The organism is Thioalkalivibrio sp. ALE22, assembly GCF_000381445.1.
Taxonomy (GTDB): domain Bacteria; phylum Pseudomonadota; class Gammaproteobacteria; order Ectothiorhodospirales; family Ectothiorhodospiraceae; genus Thioalkalivibrio.
This window is the reverse complement of sequence record NZ_KB906508.1, coordinates 16,452-32,220: the sequence shown is the minus strand read 5'-3', so window position 1 is coordinate 32,220 and position 15,769 is coordinate 16,452. Positions and strand designations below refer to the sequence as shown.

The 15,769-nt window shown below is 67.8% G+C and carries 16 protein-coding genes; 6 read left to right on the top strand and 10 right to left on the bottom strand.

The genetic code is table 11. The features are described from left to right. Positions 1-10: 10 nt before the first annotated feature. The 4 genes from F793_RS0110110 to F793_RS0110095 form a co-directional block, all read right to left on the bottom strand. A complete protein-coding gene (locus F793_RS0110110) occupies positions 11-1,444 on the bottom strand; it encodes a DNA polymerase Y family protein (RefSeq protein ID WP_018882619.1) in 1,434 nt (477 codons plus the stop codon). A gap of 157 nt (positions 1,445-1,601) precedes the next feature. Beyond that, positions 1,602-2,234, bottom strand: a complete 633-nt coding sequence (gene imuA, locus F793_RS0110105; RefSeq protein ID WP_018877575.1) for a translesion DNA synthesis-associated protein ImuA — start codon at positions 2,232-2,234, stop codon at positions 1,602-1,604. Between the two features lie 3 nt (positions 2,235-2,237). Then, complete coding sequence (gene lexA / locus F793_RS0110100; RefSeq protein ID WP_018877574.1) at positions 2,238-2,855, bottom strand: transcriptional repressor LexA; 618 nt, start codon at positions 2,853-2,855, stop codon at positions 2,238-2,240. A gap of 359 nt (positions 2,856-3,214) precedes the next feature. Beyond that, positions 3,215-3,706 (bottom strand): Lrp/AsnC family transcriptional regulator, encoded by a 492-nt coding sequence (locus tag F793_RS0110095; protein ID WP_018866164.1) that lies wholly within the window; start codon positions 3,704-3,706, stop codon positions 3,215-3,217. A gap of 180 nt (positions 3,707-3,886) precedes the next feature. Here F793_RS0110095 and F793_RS0110090 point away from each other — a divergent pair, with 180 nt between their 5' ends. Next, entirely contained in the window at positions 3,887-5,572 is a 1,686-nt protein-coding gene (locus tag F793_RS0110090) for a 2-isopropylmalate synthase (RefSeq protein WP_026280896.1), read from the top strand. Between the two features lie 239 nt (positions 5,573-5,811). On the opposite strand, the gene F793_RS0110085 is transcribed toward F793_RS0110090, so the two are convergent. The 3 genes from F793_RS0110085 to F793_RS0110075 all read right to left on the bottom strand — a co-directional run bounded on the left by F793_RS0110085 (position 5,812) and on the right by F793_RS0110075 (position 7,401). Further along, positions 5,812-6,252: a type II toxin-antitoxin system VapC family toxin gene (locus F793_RS0110085; RefSeq protein ID WP_017942102.1), complete on the bottom strand. Its 441-nt coding sequence runs from the start codon at positions 6,250-6,252 to the stop codon at positions 5,812-5,814. Further along, on the bottom strand, positions 6,239-6,466 hold the full coding sequence (locus F793_RS0110080; RefSeq protein ID WP_018882617.1) for a type II toxin-antitoxin system Phd/YefM family antitoxin: 228 nt from the start codon (positions 6,464-6,466) through the stop codon (positions 6,239-6,241). Before F793_RS0110080 ends, F793_RS0110085 begins: the two co-directional genes overlap by 14 nt. A 92-nt stretch (positions 6,467-6,558) precedes the next feature. Next, positions 6,559-7,401, bottom strand: a complete 843-nt coding sequence (locus F793_RS0110075) for an ion transporter (protein ID WP_018882616.1) — start codon at positions 7,399-7,401, stop codon at positions 6,559-6,561. 457 nt (positions 7,402-7,858) lie between these two features. Between F793_RS0110075 and F793_RS0110070 the strand changes: the two genes are divergently transcribed. Beyond that, a complete protein-coding gene (locus F793_RS0110070; RefSeq protein WP_018882615.1) occupies positions 7,859-8,443 on the top strand; it encodes a bifunctional 2-polyprenyl-6-hydroxyphenol methylase/3-demethylubiquinol 3-O-methyltransferase UbiG in 585 nt (194 codons plus the stop codon). Between the two features lie 339 nt (positions 8,444-8,782). On the opposite strand, the gene F793_RS0110065 is transcribed toward F793_RS0110070, so the two are convergent. The 3 genes from F793_RS0110065 to F793_RS0110055 are packed head-to-tail and all read right to left on the bottom strand — an operon-like array spanning position 8,783 to position 12,659. Next, the gene (locus tag F793_RS0110065; RefSeq protein WP_018876404.1) at positions 8,783-9,385 is read right to left on the bottom strand and encodes a nucleoside triphosphate pyrophosphatase; all 603 of its coding nucleotides are present in this window, start codon (positions 9,383-9,385) and stop codon (positions 8,783-8,785) included. Beyond that, positions 9,378-11,207 carry a sodium-extruding oxaloacetate decarboxylase subunit alpha gene (gene oadA / locus F793_RS0110060; protein WP_026280895.1) on the bottom strand — a complete coding sequence of 610 codons (1,830 nt, stop codon included), beginning with the start codon at positions 11,205-11,207 and terminating at the stop codon, positions 9,378-9,380. Before oadA ends, F793_RS0110065 begins: the two co-directional genes overlap by 8 nt. A gap of 33 nt (positions 11,208-11,240) precedes the next feature. After that, positions 11,241-12,659 carry an acetyl-CoA carboxylase biotin carboxylase subunit gene (locus F793_RS0110055; RefSeq protein ID WP_018877568.1) on the bottom strand — a complete coding sequence of 473 codons (1,419 nt, stop codon included), beginning with the start codon at positions 12,657-12,659 and terminating at the stop codon, positions 11,241-11,243. A gap of 154 nt (positions 12,660-12,813) precedes the next feature. Between F793_RS0110055 and F793_RS0110050 the strand changes: the two genes are divergently transcribed. The 4 genes from F793_RS0110050 to F793_RS0110035 all read left to right on the top strand — a co-directional run bounded on the left by F793_RS0110050 (position 12,814) and on the right by F793_RS0110035 (position 15,732). Then, positions 12,814-13,338: a DUF177 domain-containing protein gene (locus F793_RS0110050; protein WP_018877567.1), complete on the top strand. Its 525-nt coding sequence runs from the start codon at positions 12,814-12,816 to the stop codon at positions 13,336-13,338. A 109-nt stretch (positions 13,339-13,447) separates the two neighbouring features. After that, the gene (rpmF, locus tag F793_RS0110045) at positions 13,448-13,645 is read left to right on the top strand and encodes a 50S ribosomal protein L32 (RefSeq protein ID WP_017942094.1); all 198 of its coding nucleotides are present in this window, start codon (positions 13,448-13,450) and stop codon (positions 13,643-13,645) included. A 99-nt stretch (positions 13,646-13,744) separates the two neighbouring features. Continuing rightward, a complete protein-coding gene (gene plsX / locus F793_RS0110040) occupies positions 13,745-14,773 on the top strand; it encodes a phosphate acyltransferase PlsX (RefSeq protein ID WP_018866173.1) in 1,029 nt (342 codons plus the stop codon). After that, a complete protein-coding gene (locus tag F793_RS0110035) occupies positions 14,770-15,732 on the top strand; it encodes a beta-ketoacyl-ACP synthase III (protein ID WP_018866174.1) in 963 nt (320 codons plus the stop codon). The genes plsX and F793_RS0110035 overlap by 4 nt, the downstream gene beginning before the upstream one ends. Positions 15,733-15,769: the final 37 nt, after the last annotated feature.

The following is a 15,769-nucleotide window of genomic DNA, read 5'->3' as shown; positions in this document are numbered from 1 at the left end:
CGGCGCGGATTCAGCCCCAGTAACCCTGGCGATACCACTGGCCACTGCGCAGGCAGCGATACAGCCAGAGCCGGCGGCCCTGGCGATCGAGTGCCCGGGCGTAGTCGCGCCGTGCATCCTGGCCATGGTCCCACCAGCCGTCTTCCAGCCGCCCCAGCCATTGCGGCTGGTCGGGCGGGGTGGCGGGGTCGGGGCCCTGCAGCCACAGGGCCGCCCCGACGGTGCGCTGGCCCGGTGTCGGGGCGACCGGGGCCGGAGTAACGGCGAGATCGTGGCGTGATCCCTGGGCCTCCTCCGGCCTTGGGGTGCGGCGGTTGACCAGGCGGGTGACCGCCGGCTCGCCCAGGCGGGCGCGCAGTCGGGCCAGGACCGCGGGCAGCTGATCCGCCGGTGGCGTGCTCGCCGGGTCCCCGGCCAGCAGGCTGTCGCCCCGGTCCGGGGGATCCAGCAGGCGGGATGCCCGCAGGCGCAGGCCGATGACGGCCTCCGGCAGGGTTTCGCGCTCCAGACGAGTCTGCCACAGGGGTAGCCATTCGTCGGCGCGCATGCCCGGCTGTCCGCGTTCCAGCGTCAGCCGGGTGCGCGCCTCGCGATGTGTCAGTTCCAGGGTCATCCCCTGCAGGCTGCGGTTCAGGCCGCGCAACTGGGCCTCGGCCTGGCGCAGCAGCCGTTTGAGCGGGAAGGCCAGGGCCGTGGTGGCGTGGATCTCGTGCTCCAGGCGCAGGGGCAAATCCAGCACCGGAGGTGGCGCAAAGCGGGGCAGGGTCTCCACGCGTCGGGCCAGCAGGTGATCCAGCAGGTCCAGCAGTTCCGGTCCGTGGCGCCGGGCCAGCTCGGCGCGTGACAGGCGCAGCAGGTCGCCCAGCTGGCGCAGGCCCAAGGCGCGCAGGCCTTCGCGGGTGGCGTCGGCCAGCGGCAGGGCCTCCAGCGGCACGGGTGTCAGCAGTCGGCGCAGGCTCTCGGGGTCCTCCGCGATCGCGGGGTTGCGCAGGTGCGCCAGCAGGCGCGCGGCGGCGGGGCTGCGCCCCAGCCCGATGCGGGGATGGAAACCCAGGCCGGCCAGGGTGTCCTGCGCCTGCTGGCGCAACGCCTCCAGGCCGCCGAACAGGCGGCGGCTGCGTCCGACCTCCACCAGGATACGGTGGACCTCCGGTTCCGGGTGCACATGGTCGGAGAACCGCAGCAGTACGCCGGCCAGCATCTCCAGCTGGGTCCGCAGGGCGTCCGGGTCATGTTCGACCAGTTCCGGGGTATCCAGCACGGCCAGCGCATCCCCCAGCGCCATGCCGGGTCGCGCACCGGCGCGCCGCGCCGCACGGTTGGCGGTGTGCACCCGGGGTGCCGCGCGGGACGTCACCACCAGCAGGGGGCGCTGCAATCGCTCCGGCTCCGGTCCCGCCCGGGCCAGGGACTCCAGCGCGAGGTGCGGCAGCTCGATGGCCATCCAGTGTTCCCGCCGCGCCCGGGTGGCACTGGCGGGGCGTGCCTCCGGTGGCCGGGGAGTGGGCGCGGGGGCGGGCGCCGCCGGCAGCAGGCTCAGTTGCTGCCGGGCAGGTTCGGGGGGTGTGGCTGCGCGCGCGGGGCGGGCGGGCTGGCCCATTTCAGGCCCCCGGTGCTTCGGGAATCCACAGAGGCTGGCCGGAGCGGGCCCAGTGGCCGGCCCCCTTCAGGCAGTGCAGTTCCAGGCCGGTGGCCGCGGCCTGCCAGCGCAGGCGCTGATGGGCCGGCGAGGGCTGGGCCGCGGCGTCCGGCGGCCGGTACAGGACGGCGCAGGCCCGGCTCTCGCTGGCGGCCAGGCGTAGCCGGCGCAGCAGGGCTGTCTCCACGGGACGGCGCAGCCAGGCGAGCAGCACGCCGAAGGCCGGGTCGCGCAGACACTGCTCGCCGGCCCAAAGGGTGTCGCGATCGTGCTCGGTGTGGATCAGCAGTACCCGCTCCGGCGGGATGCCCAGGGTCTGCCAGCCCGGCAGCCAGGGGGTAGCCGGTGGCGCGATCACCGCGATCCAGTAGTCGTCCTGGCCGCAGGCGGTCAGCATGGGGACCAGCAGCCGGGTCTCGCCGCAGCCGAACGGGGCGCCCAGCAGTTCGACCAGCTGGCCGCGTGGCCAGCCCCCGCCCAGGGCCCGGTCGAGTTCCGCGTGGCCGCTGGGCCAGACCGGGGCATCCGGGGCCGGGGTGGCGCTGCGTCCGCGCCAGAGGGCCGGATGGTCGAGCAGGGTATCCAGCGCGCCCATAACTCAGGCCTGGGGGTCGAGATCGCGCAGAACGCCCACGCCGACCCCCTCGATGGCCAGTTCCTGGCGCTCCAGGTCGATCTCGATGGGGGCGAAGTCGGGGTTCTCCGGGAGCAGGCGCACCCGCGGGCCGTCCTGCGCGAAGCGCTTTACGGTGACCTCGTCCTCGATGCGGGCAACCACGATCTGACCGGGCCGGGCCTCCGGGGTCTGGCGCACGGCCAGCAGGTCGCCGTCGAGGATGCCGGCGTCGCGCATGCTCTCGCCATGCACGCGCAGGAGGTAGTCGGGGTGGGCACGGAACAGGGCGTCGTCGACCCGGTAGTGGCGCTCGATGTGTTCGGTGGCAAGGATGGGCAGTCCGGCGGCGACGCGCCCGACCAGGGGCAGCTCGCGCGGTGTGCTGCGCACCGCGCCCGGCAGGCGGATGCCGCGGGAGGTGCCGCCCAGCAGTTCGATGGCGCCCTTTTTTGCCAGCGCCTTCAGGTGGCACTCGGCCGCGTAGGGTGAGCGAAAGCCGAAGGCCCGGGCGATCTCGCTGCGGGTCGGTGCCGTGCCCTGGTTGGCGACGGTCTCGGTGATGTAGTCGAGGATGGCCTGCTGGCGTTCAGTAAGCGACACAAGGCGCCCTCCGGTATCTGTCTATATATACAGTATCCGGAGGGCTCGCCGCAGGGCAAGGGCGGATTCACCACGAAGCCCACGAAGGCACGAAGAAGGTCAAGATCCAGGTCAAAAACGGTCTACAGGAAGAAGAGAAGGCTGGAAGATAGAGGGGCCATGACGGGCGCTACCAGGGCAATGCTGGGAAGCGGCCACTTTAGGGGCGTACGATTCAGTCAGCGCTCCCCATATGTCTGCCTGCCATCACGCTTCACCATCAAAGCCTTCTAACCTTCCAGCCTTCCTGTGAATCGCCCTTGAACTTCTTCGTGCCTTCGTGCGCTTCGTGGTGAATTTGCCCTGGGTTTTAAGACGTTTCAGGTGGGGGTGTAGTCGAGTGGCAGGGCGGTGCGGTCGACGACGCGGCGCAGGACGAAGCTGGAGTGCACGCTGTCCACGCCCTCCAGGCGGGTGATGCGCCGCAGCAGGAAGTCCTGGTAGGCGTCCATGTCGGGGACCACGACCTGCAGCATGTAGTCGGCGGACTGGCCGGTGATCAGGTAGCAGTGCTGCACCTCGGGGTAGCCGGCCACGGTCTCCTCGAAATGTGCGAAGCGTTCCGGGGTGTGGCGGTCCATGCCGATGTGGATCAGGGCGGTCAGTTCCAGCCCCAGGCGGCGCCGGTCCAGCAGCGCCACGCGGCGCAGCAGGATACCGGCCTGCTCCAGCGCGCGGACGCGGCGCAGGCAGGGGGAGGGACTGAGTCCGACGCGTTCGGCCAGGGCCTGGTTCGACAGGCTCGCGTCCTCCTGCAGGATTTCGAGGATGCGGCGGTCATAGCGGTCCAGTGAGTGCGGTTGCGGTTTCATAGGTGGATTATTGCGCATATTGAGCATTAATGCGCAATGATAGATCCCTCCTAAGGCCTTGATAGGGAAAAACGCAAGGTTATGCCCGGATGAATGCGTTAGGATAATGCACAGACAGAAATCCTCAGCGCGGCGGCCGATTGTACGGCCCGGGCCGCGCCCTTACAGGAGATGCGCACCATGGCCTTCGATCACACCAAATATGCCCCGTTCCCGCCGATCGACAAGGCGGATCGCCGCTGGCCGGCGAAGCGCACCACGGTTGCGCCGCGTTTCTGCGCGGTGGACCTGCGCGACGGCAACCAGGCGCTGGTGCACCCGATGAGCGTCGAGCAGAAGATGCGCTTCTTCGAGGTGCTGGTGGATATCGGCCTGACCGAGATTGAGATCGGGTTCCCCTCTGCCTCGCAGATCGACTACGACTTCACCCGCCGCCTGATCGACGAAGACCGCATCCCCGAGGGCGTGTATATCCAGGTGCTGACGCAGGCGCGCGAGGATCTGATCCAGAAGACCTTCGCGGCGCTGGAGGGCGCACCGCGCGCGGTGGTGCACGTGTACAACTCCACCAACCCGGCGCAGCGCGAGCAGGTGTTCCGCATGGACCGCGCCGGCATCCGCGGCATCGCCGAGAACGGCGCGCGCTGGGTGCGTGACTATGCGGCGCAATACCCGCAGACGGACTGGATCTTCCAGTACTCGCCGGAGAGCTTCTCCACCACCGAGCTGGACTACGCGGTCGAGGTCGTGGATGCGGTGAACGCGATCTGGCGCCCGGATCAGGGCCAGAAGGTGGTGATCAACCTGCCGGCCACGGTCGAGTCGGCCACGCCGAATGTCTTCGCCGATCAGGTCGAGTGGTTCTGCGACCACGTGCAGTACCGCGAGCACTTCTGCGTGTCGCTGCATACGCACAACGACCGCGGCACCGGCGTGGCCGCGGCCGAGCTGGGCCTGCTGGCCGGGGCCGACCGCCTGGAAGGCACGCTGTTCGGCAACGGCGAGCGCACCGGCAACATGGACCTGGTCACCGTCGGCATGAACCTGTATTCGCAGGGGATCGACCCGACCATCGACCTGTCCGATATGGAACGGCTGATGGAGGTGTACAAGGAGTGCACCGACATGCCCATCCACCCGCGCCATCCGTGGGCGGGCGAATTGGTCTATACCGCCTTCTCCGGCAGCCACCAGGATGCGATCCGCAAGGGCCTGGCGCACTACAAGGAGCAGGGCGGCCACTGGAACGTGCCCTACCTGCCGATCGATCCGGGCGATCTGGGCCGGCGCTACGAGGAGGTCGTGCGCATCAACAGCCAGTCCGGCAAGGGCGGCGTGGCGCATGTGCTGGAACGCGATTACGGTATCGAGGTGCCGCGCTGGCTGGCGATCGAGTTCGCCCGCATCGTGCAGAAGGATGCCGAGGCCTCGCAGATCGAGGTCTCGTCAAAGCGCATCCACGAGCTGTTCGAGCAGCATTACCTGACGCCGGTCGCCGGCTGGGATCTGGTGCGCTACGAGATCGAGAAGGAAGGCCCGGTGGTGCGCCTGGACGCGACCATGGGCCCGCCCGGGCGCGAGTCGCGCCTGCAGGGCGAGGGTCACGGTGCGGTCGAGGCCCTGACCGCCGCGATGCAGGCCGAGCGCGGAGTGGAGGTGAAGGTCAGCCACTTCGACGAGCACGCGATGGAGTCCGGCACCGAGGCGCGGGCCATGGCCGCGGTGGACGTGCAGGTGGACGGCGAACGCTCGGTCGGCGTCGCTCTGGGCGAGGACACGACCGCTGCCACGCTGCAGGCCGTGCTGAACGCCACCGGCCGCCGCCTGGGCGAACGCGCCACCGAACCGGCCGCCGTCAACGCCTGATCCCGCGCCCCCCAGTGCGCCCGAGGGCGCGCAGGGGGGCGTTGAGGGCCACGCAAGCACCGGTCGTCGAGGTGGGGCTGGCTTTGGCAGGGGCTTCGCCGCCAAGGCGGCTCCTACCGGGGTGGGATGTGGTCTTGTAGGAGCCGCCTTGGCGGCGAAGCCCCTGCCCGCGCCGGAGCGCCGCAGCCGGGTTCCGTCCCGGGCTCTTTACTTCTCCGGCGCGTCGGGTGCCGGAGACGTCAGAATCGACGAACGATCAGGCCCATCGATGAAGCCGCGTCCGCCAGGACGTTGTCTGCGGTGGCGATGACTGGAATCTCGTGATGCCGCGCAGTTGCGATGTGCAGTGCGTCCAGCGTCCGCAGTGGGTGTTCGGGGTAACGGGTGATCAGGTTGGTCGCTTCCTCGAATAGTGAGTCATCGAAGGGATAGAGCTGTAGCGAGGCACTGGAGATGTCGTCCTGGAAGGTGGCGAAGATGATCGTTTCCAGCTCCTGCGGCAGTTCGCCCATGCGTCGGCGCCGTGCGAGCAGGGACCGCAGTTCCGTGGCCACCAGACGACTGATGATGGCGACGTCGACCTTTTGCAGGTAGCCGACAAAGGCCTCGGAGCCCGGTTCGTTCAGGTACCACTTGGCCAGGGCACTGGTGTCGAGGTAGCTCCGTTCATCCGCGCTCATCGCGCTCTTCCCTGAGGAGGGTCTCCGAGGGAATCAGCTGCGCGGTGCGCTGGCGAAGCTCGTGGTGATTGGGACGCTGGCGCCCGCGACGAACGGGCAAAACCCGTGCAATCGGTTTTCCGTGGCGGGTGATGGTGATCTCGCCGGACGCCTGTACGATTTCGTCCAGGTGTCCAATGGAGGCCCGCATCTCGCGGACGTTGAGCTCTTTCATGGCGCCCCCTCAAGTGTGCTTCATTTTCTGATATTGAAGCACGCGGTTGTGCGTTCGGCAATGACGGGGCCCATTGGGGGACGCAAAGGCATTTACTTCACCCGCTTCTCCAGCATGTTCTGCATGCGGATCAGGCGTTCCTGCAGCTTGACGGTTTCCTGCTGGATCTCGTGGATCTCCGCGTGCAGGGCCTGGTTCTCCTCGTGCACGCTGTCGTGGATCATCTGCTGTTCGATCTCCATCGCGCGATCATGCATGCGCTGCATGGCGTCCACGATGATCGCGATGAACAGGTTCAGCACGGTGAAGGTGGCGATCAGGATGAACGGCACGAAGAACATCCAGGCCCAGGGGTAGACCTCCATCACCGGGCGGGCGATGTCCTCGGACCAGCCTTCCAGCGTCATCACCTGGAACAGGCTGTACATGGTGGCGCCGAGGGTGCCGAACTTCTGCGGGAACGACTCGCTGAACAATCCGGTGGCGATGATCGCGAACACGTAGAAGATCAGCAGCAGCAGCCCGATGATGGAGACGATGCCGGGGATGGCCCGCAGCAGCGCCTCCACGATGAAGCGCAGCTTCGGCACCATGGACACCAGGCGCAGCAGACGCAGCACGCGCAGCACCGAGAACGGCCCGGAGGCGGGGATCAGTGCGATCCCCACCACGAAGAAGTCGAACACGTTCCACGGGTTGCGCCAGAAAGCCAGGCGGTAGACGAACAGCTTGGCCAGCACCTCGGCGGTGAAGAGCGACAGGATGATCGCGTCCGCGGCCAGGATGACCGGCCCCATCCAACCCATCACGGTATCCGAGGTCTCGAGCCCCAGGGTCAGGGCGTTCAGCAGGATCAGGCCGATGATGAAGCGCTGGGTCAGCCGGGCCTCGATGAAGCCTTCCAGGCGCGTGCGCAGCGTGGGGGTCTCGCTCATGGTGTCGGGAGTCGTCGCAGTGCTCGGGGAGGCGCAAGAGTAGGGTAAAGGCCGCATTCCGGCAATCGCGCCCGCTAGGGAAACACTGATTAATGCACCCGCTCGCGTTGGCACCCCAGGTTTTCCGAGACAAGGCGCGTGGCGCAGCGGGTAGCGGTTCTACCGCGCAAGCGGCGCAACGCAGGATCGGGGAACCTGGGGTGCCAACCCCCACAAGCTAGTGAAAGTCGGGGCTCGGCCGCCCGTTGTTGATCAAAAACGGGCGCGCGCACGGCGTTTCGGTTCCCTTGTGCAGAATGACTGCACGGCAGTCACCGCGCCTTGTTCGCACGCAAAAGCGACTCGAGCGCGAGCGCGTGCATTAATCAGTGTTTCCCCAGGAGCCTGTGTCTCTGCCCCGCGCGTGGTAAAACGCGTGGACCGATGAACCCTGGCTGCAACCGTGAGGAGACGATGAATGTGGGACGAGCGCTACGCGGCGGATGAGTACGTCTACGGCACCGAGCCGAATGATTTCCTGCGTACCGCGGTGGCCAACGTGCCACCTGGGAAGGCCCTGTGCCTGGGCGAGGGAGAAGGCCGCAACGCCGTCTTCCTGGCGCAGCAGGGCTTCGAGGTGCTGGCGGTGGACAGCTCCGCCGTTGGCCTGCAGAAGGCCCAGCGCCTGGCAGAGGACCGCGGCGTACAGATTGACACCCTGGTGGCGGATCTCGCGGATTACGCGATCGAGCCGGATTCCTGGGATCTGATTACCTCCATCTTCTGCCATGTGCCGCCGCCGATCCGGCGTCGTCTGCATGCCGGGGTGGTTGCCGGGCTGCGACCCGGCGGGGTGTTCATCCTCGAGGCCTACACCCCGGCGCAGCTGGAATGGGGGACGGGCGGGCCGCCCACAGCCGAGCTGATGATGACGCGGGACGCGCTGGTCGAGGAGCTGGACGGGCTCGAATTCGAGGAAGCCGTGGAGCGCGAACGCGACGTGCTCGAGGGGCAGTTCCACACTGGGCGCGGTGCCGTCGTGCAGATTCTAGGGAGACGCTGATTGAATCGCGCGTGCGCGTTGGTACCCCAGATTTTCCGAGACAAGGCTCGGTGCGCAGCGGGTAGTGGTTCTACCCGCAAGTGGCTCAACGCAGGATCGGGGAACCTGGGGTGCCAACCCCCATAAGCTATTGAAAGACGGGGCTCGGCCGCCCGTTGTTGATCAAAAACGGGCGCGCGCACGGCGTTGCGGTTCCCTTGTGCAGAATGACTGCACGGCAGTCACCGCGCCTTGTTCGCACGCAAAAGCGACTCGAGCGCGAACGCGCGATTCAATCAGCGTCTCCCTGGCCATAAGCCAAGGCAGGACTGGGGATAGGCCCCGGGGCGCGCGGCCGGTTCAGGCGGGCCGGGGCGGGACGGCGATGCCCGCCTCGCGCAGCCACCCGCCCAGGGTGATCAGCGGCAGGCCGACCAGCGCGGTCGGGTCGTCGCCTTGCATGCGCGCGAACAGGCTGATACCCAGCCCTTCCGACTTGAAGCTGCCGGCGCAGTCCAGCGGCTGCTCGAGTGCCACGTAGTGGTGGATCTCCTCCGGGGTCAGTTCGCGGAAGGTCACGGTAAACGGGACTTCGCCGGTCCGCGCCTGGCCGGTGGCGGTGTCCAGCAGGCAAAGGCCCGTGTGGAAGGTCACCGTCTTGCCCGACAGGGCCGCGAGCTGGGCCTCCGCGCGGCCCGTGTCGCCCGGCTTGCCGAGGATGCTGTCGGCGTGGCTGGCGTTCTGGTCGGAGCCGATCACGAGGTGGTCGGGATAGGCATCGGCCACGGCGCGGGCCTTGGCCTCGGCGAGGCGGGTCACCATGGCGTCGGGGCGCTCGTGAGGCCGGGGGGTCTCGTCCACCTCCGGGCGGGCGGTCTCGAACGGCAGGCGCAGGCGCCCGAGCAGTTCGGCGCGGTAGGGCGAGGTGGAGGCGAGGACCAGTTTGCGCGCGGTCTCAGTCATCGGCGTGGTCGATCTCGATCAGCGCATCGTCGGGATTGGCGGCCGCCCCCTTGGCGACGTTCACCGCAGTGACGGTGCCGGACACGGGGGCGGCGATCTCGGATTCCATCTTCATGGCCTCCAGCACCAGCACCGGCTGCCCGGCCTCCACGTGGTCGCCCTCGGCCACCAGGACGTCGATGATGGTACCGGGCATCGACGTGGTGACGTCGCCGGGGCGGGTCGCGCGCCGCGACTTCTTGCGGCTCCCACCCCCGCTCGGCGCGGCATGGCCACTGGCGGTCTCGATGGTGTCCAGGGTCTCGATCTGGACCTCTTCCGGCATGCCGTCGACCGTCACGTACATCGGACGAGTGTCCTCCCGGTGATGGCCGGAGCCGGTTACCTGGATGTGGTAGGTCTCGCCGTGGAAGGTCACGTTGAACTCCACCGGGGCCGGGCAGCCCGCCTGGGTGTTCTCCGGGAGGTTCAGCGGTTCCGGCTCGAGCGTGCCGTCGTGGCGCTGTTGCAGGAACTGGCGCCCCACCTCGGGGAACAGGGCGAAGGTCAGCACGTCCTCCGGCCCGCGGGCCAGTTCGCCGATCTCGGCGGCCAGCGAGTCCATCTCCGGGGGCGAGAGGTCGGCCGGGCGGCTGTCGATGACCTCGGCATTGCCGATGGCCTGTTGCCGCACCACGGCGTTGATGGGGCCCGGTGCACGGCCGTAGTGCCCGGTCAGGTACTGCTTCACCTCGTTGGTGATGGTCTTGTAGCGCTCGCCGGCCAGTACGTTCATCACCGCCTGCGTGCCGACGATCTGCGAGGTGGGCGTCACCAGGGGCGGATAGCCGAGGTCCTCGCGCACCCGGGGGATCTCTTCCAGTACCGCGTCGAAGCGATCCAGTGCGTTCTGGTCGCGCAACTGGTTGGCCAGGTTGGAGATCATCCCGCCGGGCACCTGGTTGACCTGGACGCGGGTGTCGATGCCGGTGTATTCGCTCTCGAAGCGCTGGTATTTCTTGCGCACCTCGTGGAAGTACATCCCGATCCGCTGCAGCGCGACGAGGTCCAGCCCGGTGTCGTGCCCGGTGCCGGCCAGCGCGGCGACCATGCTCTCGGTCGGCGGGTGGCTGGTACCGCCGGCGAAGGCGGAGATCGCGGTCTCGATATGCCGGCAACCGGCCTCGATGGCCTGCCAGTGGCACAGCTCGGACAGACCGGAGGTGGCGTGGGCATGCAGGTGGACCGGCACGTCCAGGGCCTCCACCAGCTCGGTGACCAGCTCACGGGTGGCGGTTGGCGTGAGCAGCCCGGCCATGTCCTTGATCGCGATGCTCTGCGCGCCCATGGCGACCAGCTCGCGTCCCAGGGCGACGAATTGTGTGGCCGAATGTACCGGGCCAGTGGTGTAGCAAAGTGTGCCCTGGGCATGGCCTCCGGCCTCGCGGGTGGCCTCGATCGCGGTGCGCAGGTTCCGGGCGTCGTTCATCGCGTCGAAGATGCGGATGATGTCGATGCCGCCGGCGACCGAGCGCTCGACGAAGGCGCGGACCACGTCGTCGGCGTAATGGCGGTAGCCCAGCAGGTTCTGGCCGCGCAGCAGCATCTGTAGCGGGGTGTTCGGCAGCGCGGCCTTCAGCTGATGCAGGCGCTCCCAGGGGTCTTCCTTCAAGAAGCGCACGCAGGCATCGAAGGTCGCGCCGCCCCAGACCTCCAGCGAGTGGAAGCCAATGGCGTCCATCTGCTCGCAGATCGGCAGCATGTCCTCGGTGCGCATGCGCGTGGCGATCAGGCTCTGGTGGCCATCGCGCAGGGTGACATCGGTGATGTGAACTCGATCCATGGTCATTCCGGTGTCCGTGCGGCGGGCTGGGGTCTACAACCCGTGGTGAGCGGCGAGGGCGGCCGCGACGGCCACCGCGAGCTGGCGATCCGAGCGCTTGCCGGGGAAGTGCGTGAGCTCGGGGTGCGCCGCGACAAATCCGGTGTCGAAGTGGCCGCTGCGGAACACCGGGTGGTCGACGATCGCCAGGTGGAAGGGGATGGTCGTCTTGACGCCGAATACGCCCATATCGCGTAGCGCACGGTTGGCGCGCGCCAGCAGGTCATCCCACTCCAGGGCCCAGCAGATCAGCTTGGCGCACATCGAGTCGTAATGCGGCGGGATGGTGTAGCCGGTGTAGATCGCCCCGTCGGTGCGCACGCCGGGTCCCCCCGGGGCGAAGTAGCGGGTGATGCGGCCGAAGCTCGGCAGGAAGTCGTTCTTCGGATCCTCCGCGTTGATGCGGAACTCCATCGCGTAGCCGCGCCGGGTGATGTCGGACTGGGCATAGCGCAGGGGTTCGCCGGCGGCGATGCGCAGCTGCTCCTGCACGATGTCCACCCCGGTGATCATCTCGGTTACCGGATGTTCTACCTGAAGACGGGTGTTCATCTCCATGAAATAAAAGGAATCGTCCGAGTCCATCAGGAACTCGACGGTCCCCGCGTTCTGATAGCCGACGGCCTTCGCGGCTCGCACGGCGAGCTCGCCCAGATGGTCGCGCTGGGCGTCGGTCAACTGCGGCGAGGGCGCGATCTCCACCAGCTTCTGGTGGCGCCGCTGGACCGAGCAGTCGCGTTCAAACAGGTGGATCGCCTGGCCGTGGGTATCGCCCAGGATCTGCACCTCGATATGCCGCGGATTGACCACGGCCTTCTCCAGGAAGATCTCGGTGCTGCCAAAGGCGCGGGTGGCCTCCGAGCGCACGCGTTCGAAGTTGTGCTCCAGGGCGCGCGCATCCTCGCACAGGCGGATCCCGCGTCCGCCGCCGCCGGAGGTGGCCTTCAGCATGACCGGGTAGCCGATGCGCTCGGCGACCTCGAGCGCGGCCGCGACGTCCTCCAGGTTGCCCTCGGAGCCGGGCGTGACCGGCACACCGGCCTCGATCATCGCCCGGCGTGCGGCGACCTTGTCGCCCATGCGGCGGATGACCGTGGCGTCCGGGCCGACCCAGATCAGGTTACGCGCGGCGCAGGCGGCGGCGAAGTCGGGGTTCTCCGAGAGGAAGCCATAGCCCGGGTGGATGGCGTCGCAGCTGGCGGCGCGCGCGACGCTGATCAGACGGTGAATACTGAGATACCCGCCCATGGAGTCGGGGCCGATGGCGTAGGCCTCGTCCGCCTTCTTTACATGCAGGGCGTGGCGGTCGGCGTCCGTGTACACGGCGACCGAGATGATGCCCAGTTCGCTGCAGGCCCGGATCAGGCGCACGGCGATCTCGCCCCGGTTGGCAATGAGCAGCTTGCGAATCAAACGGAAGGCCCCGGACAGGTCGATGACTTCTCGAGTATCGACGTCGTTCGGGGTGGCTGCAAGTTTCTGTTTCGCTTTGACAGATCGCCCGCGCGCGCGTATATTCCGCGCCCTCGTTCCGGGGAGGCCCGAACGGTTTTCCCAAGAGTTTGTTATGAGTCGTATCCCCGTCTCTCTGGACCCGTGGCAACCGCGTGCCCGGCACCTCGAATTCGAGGGCGACCTGCGTCCCGAAGACCTGCCGCGACTGCGCGCCGACGCGTTGCCGGGACACCCGCTGCGGGTGCACGCGAAGTTCCTGCTGGAACGCGGGACACTGGACGAGATGCGTCTGAGCGGGGTGATCAGCGGCGAGCTGTGGCAGACCTGCCAGCGCTGCCTGCAGCCGCTGGCGTGGGACTTCCGTCTGGAGGCGGATGCGGTGCTGCTGCCGCCGGAGGGCACGCCGGCCGGCATGAGCGAGGACGACGATTTTGTCGAACTCGAGGCCGACGGCCTGCTGCGCCCCGCGGCATGGATCGAGGAAGAGATCCTGCTGGCGTGGCCGCTGGTGCCGCGCCACGCGGATTGCGAGCCGGCGGCGGCGCCCGAGTTCACCGAAGGCGAACGCGGCGAGAACCCGTTTGCCGTGCTGGAACAACTGAAAAAGGGGGGCGGCCCGGACCGGGACGACCCGTGAAGCGAACGCGGTCGGGGCATTGCCCCCGCCGAACCGTTATACTTGCGCCCGTTTTGATACCGGGCTCACTCCCGTCGCCACGGGAATCTGATCAATCTGGAGATGCATCATGGCTGTTCAGCAACGCCGCAAGACCCGTTCCAAGCGTGACATGCGCCGCTCCCATGACGGGCTGACGGGCGCCACCCTGTCCACCGATCCGACGACCGGCGAGATCCACCGCCGTCACCACGTGACCCCCGATGGCTTCTATCGCGGTCGCCAGGTGATCCAGCAGGACGTCGAAGTCGACGAAGACGAAGATTAAGGTCCGGGTAATGACCGTCCCGGGGCCACGGCTGCGCTTGCACCGTGGCCTTTCCGCGTTTGAATCCGGCTCTGTCCCGGCCGGTCGTCGGACTCGAGCATGACTGCCAGCTTCACCATCGCACTGGACGTGATGGGCGGTGACCACGGCGCCCCCGTCGTACTGCCAGCGGCGCGTCGCGCACTCAAGGTGGCGGATGACTTCCGCCTGCTGCTGGTGGGCGACCAGGACACCATCGAATCGGGCCTCTCCGGCTGGTCCGCTGCCGAACGCGAGCGCGTCGAGATCGTGCACGCCAGTCAGGTCGTAGGCATGGAGGAACTGCCGGCGGTGGCGTTGCGCACCAAACGCGACTCCTCCATGCGCGTGGCCATCGACCAGGTCAAGAACGGCGCGGCCCAGGCCTGTGTCTCCGCCGGCAACACCGGTGGGCTGATGGCCACTGCCCGCTATGTGCTGAAGACCCTTCCCGGTATCGACCGCCCGGCCATTGCCACGGCATTGCCGTCGATGGAAGGGCACACCCACATGCTCGATCTGGGCGCGAACGTGGATGTCGAGGCCGCGCATCTGTACCAGTTCGCGGTGATGGGCTCGGTGCTGGCGAACGCCGTGGACGGCCTGGAGGCCCCGCGCGTGGGGCTGCTCAACATCGGCTCCGAGGCGATCAAGGGCAACGACCGGGTGCGCGAGGCCGGGCGCATGCTGGAGGCATCCAGTCTCAATTACATCGGCTTTGTCGAGGGCAACGACGTCTACTGCGGCGATGTGGACGTGGTCGTCTGCGACGGGTTCGTCGGCAATGTCGCGCTGAAGGTTAGCGAGGGCGTCGCCAAGATGATCTCCTCGAACATGAAGGCCGAATTCCGCGCCTCGCTGTATTCACGTCTGGCTGGACTGTTCGCCCTGCCGGTGCTGCGCCGCCTGCGCCATCGCTTCGATCACCGTCGCTACAACGGGGCCTCGCTGCTGGGCCTGCAGGGCGTGGTCATCAAGAGCCACGGCAGTGCCGACGAACTCGCCTTCGAGCACGCGATCCGCATCGCCCGCATCGAAGCGGAGGCGAACATCTCGCGGCGGATCGACAAGCAGCTGGGCCAGCTCCTCGGGCAGGAGAACAGCGAGTGAAGCATGCACGTATCAGCGGCACCGGCAGCTACCTGCCCGAGCGCATCCTGACCAATGCCGAACTGGAGGCGATGGTCGACACCTCGGATGCCTGGATCCGCGAACGCACTGGCATCCGCGAGCGCCACATCGTGGCGGAGAACGAGGTCACCTCGGACCTGGCGCTGAAGGCCGCGGAACGGGCGCTGGATGCCGCCGGCATTCGGGCCGCCGATCTCGACCTGATCCTGGTGGCGACCACGACTCCCGACCAGATCTTCCCCAGCACGGCGTGCATCCTGCAGGCCAAGCTGGGCGTGGGCGGCTGCCCGGCGTTCGACATCCAGGCGGTGTGCAGCGGTTTTGTGTACGCGCTGGCGACCGCCGACCGCTTCATGCAGAGCGACGAGATCCGGCATGTGCTGGTGGTCGGGGCCGAGACGCTTTCGCGCATCACCGACTATACCGACCGCGGCAATTGCATCCTGTGGGGCGATGGCGCGGGGGCTGTGGTCCTGTCGCGCTCCCCCGACCCGGGCATTATCTCTACCCACCTGCATGCCGACGGCCATCACAAGGGCTTGCTGGAGGTCCCGGGTGGCGTCTCCCAGCCGAATGACAATCCCGATCTGGAATTCATCCGCATGGAGGGCCGCGCGGTCTTCCGGGTCGCGGTGAACACACTGGACCAGATCGTTGACGAGACCCTGGAATACAACGGCATCGACAAGTCCGAACTGGACTGGCTGGTGCCGCATCAGGCGAATATCCGCATCATCCAGGCGACCGCGAAGAAGCTGAACATGTCCATGGACAACGTGGTGGTCACGGTGGACCGCCACGGCAATACCTCGGCCGCCTCGATCCCGCTGGCGCTGGACACCGCCGTACGCGATGGCCGCATCAAGCGGGGCGACCTGATCCTGACCGAGGCCTTCGGCGGCGGCTTCACCTGGGGTTCCGCGCTGATCCGGATGTAGCGCACGCATCAGGCTTGGGCGGGGGCTTCGCCTGCAG

Coding starts and splice junctions, on each gene's coding strand:
- F793_RS0110110 (WP_018882619.1), bottom strand. CDS start 1,444: ATGGCCATCGAGCTGCCGCACCTCGCGCTGGAGTCCCTGGCCCGGGCG.
- imuA (WP_018877575.1), bottom strand. CDS start 2,234: ATGGGCGCGCTGGATACCCTGCTCGACCATCCGGCCCTCTGGCGCGGA.
- F793_RS0110095 (WP_018866164.1), bottom strand. CDS start 3,706: ATGAAACCGCAACCGCACTCACTGGACCGCTATGACCGCCGCATCCTC.
- F793_RS0110090 (WP_026280896.1), top strand. CDS start 3,887: ATGGCCTTCGATCACACCAAATATGCCCCGTTCCCGCCGATCGACAAG.
- F793_RS0110085 (WP_017942102.1), bottom strand. CDS start 6,252: ATGAGCGCGGATGAACGGAGCTACCTCGACACCAGTGCCCTGGCCAAG.
- F793_RS0110080 (WP_018882617.1), bottom strand. CDS start 6,466: ATGAAAGAGCTCAACGTCCGCGAGATGCGGGCCTCCATTGGACACCTG.
- F793_RS0110075 (WP_018882616.1), bottom strand. CDS start 7,401: ATGAGCGAGACCCCCACGCTGCGCACGCGCCTGGAAGGCTTCATCGAG.
- F793_RS0110070 (WP_018882615.1), top strand. CDS start 7,859: ATGTGGGACGAGCGCTACGCGGCGGATGAGTACGTCTACGGCACCGAG.
- F793_RS0110065 (WP_018876404.1), bottom strand. CDS start 9,385: ATGACTGAGACCGCGCGCAAACTGGTCCTCGCCTCCACCTCGCCCTAC.
- oadA (WP_026280895.1), bottom strand. CDS start 11,207: ATGGATCGAGTTCACATCACCGATGTCACCCTGCGCGATGGCCACCAG.
- F793_RS0110050 (WP_018877567.1), top strand. CDS start 12,814: ATGAGTCGTATCCCCGTCTCTCTGGACCCGTGGCAACCGCGTGCCCGG.
- rpmF (WP_017942094.1), top strand. CDS start 13,448: ATGGCTGTTCAGCAACGCCGCAAGACCCGTTCCAAGCGTGACATGCGC.
- plsX (WP_018866173.1), top strand. CDS start 13,745: ATGACTGCCAGCTTCACCATCGCACTGGACGTGATGGGCGGTGACCAC.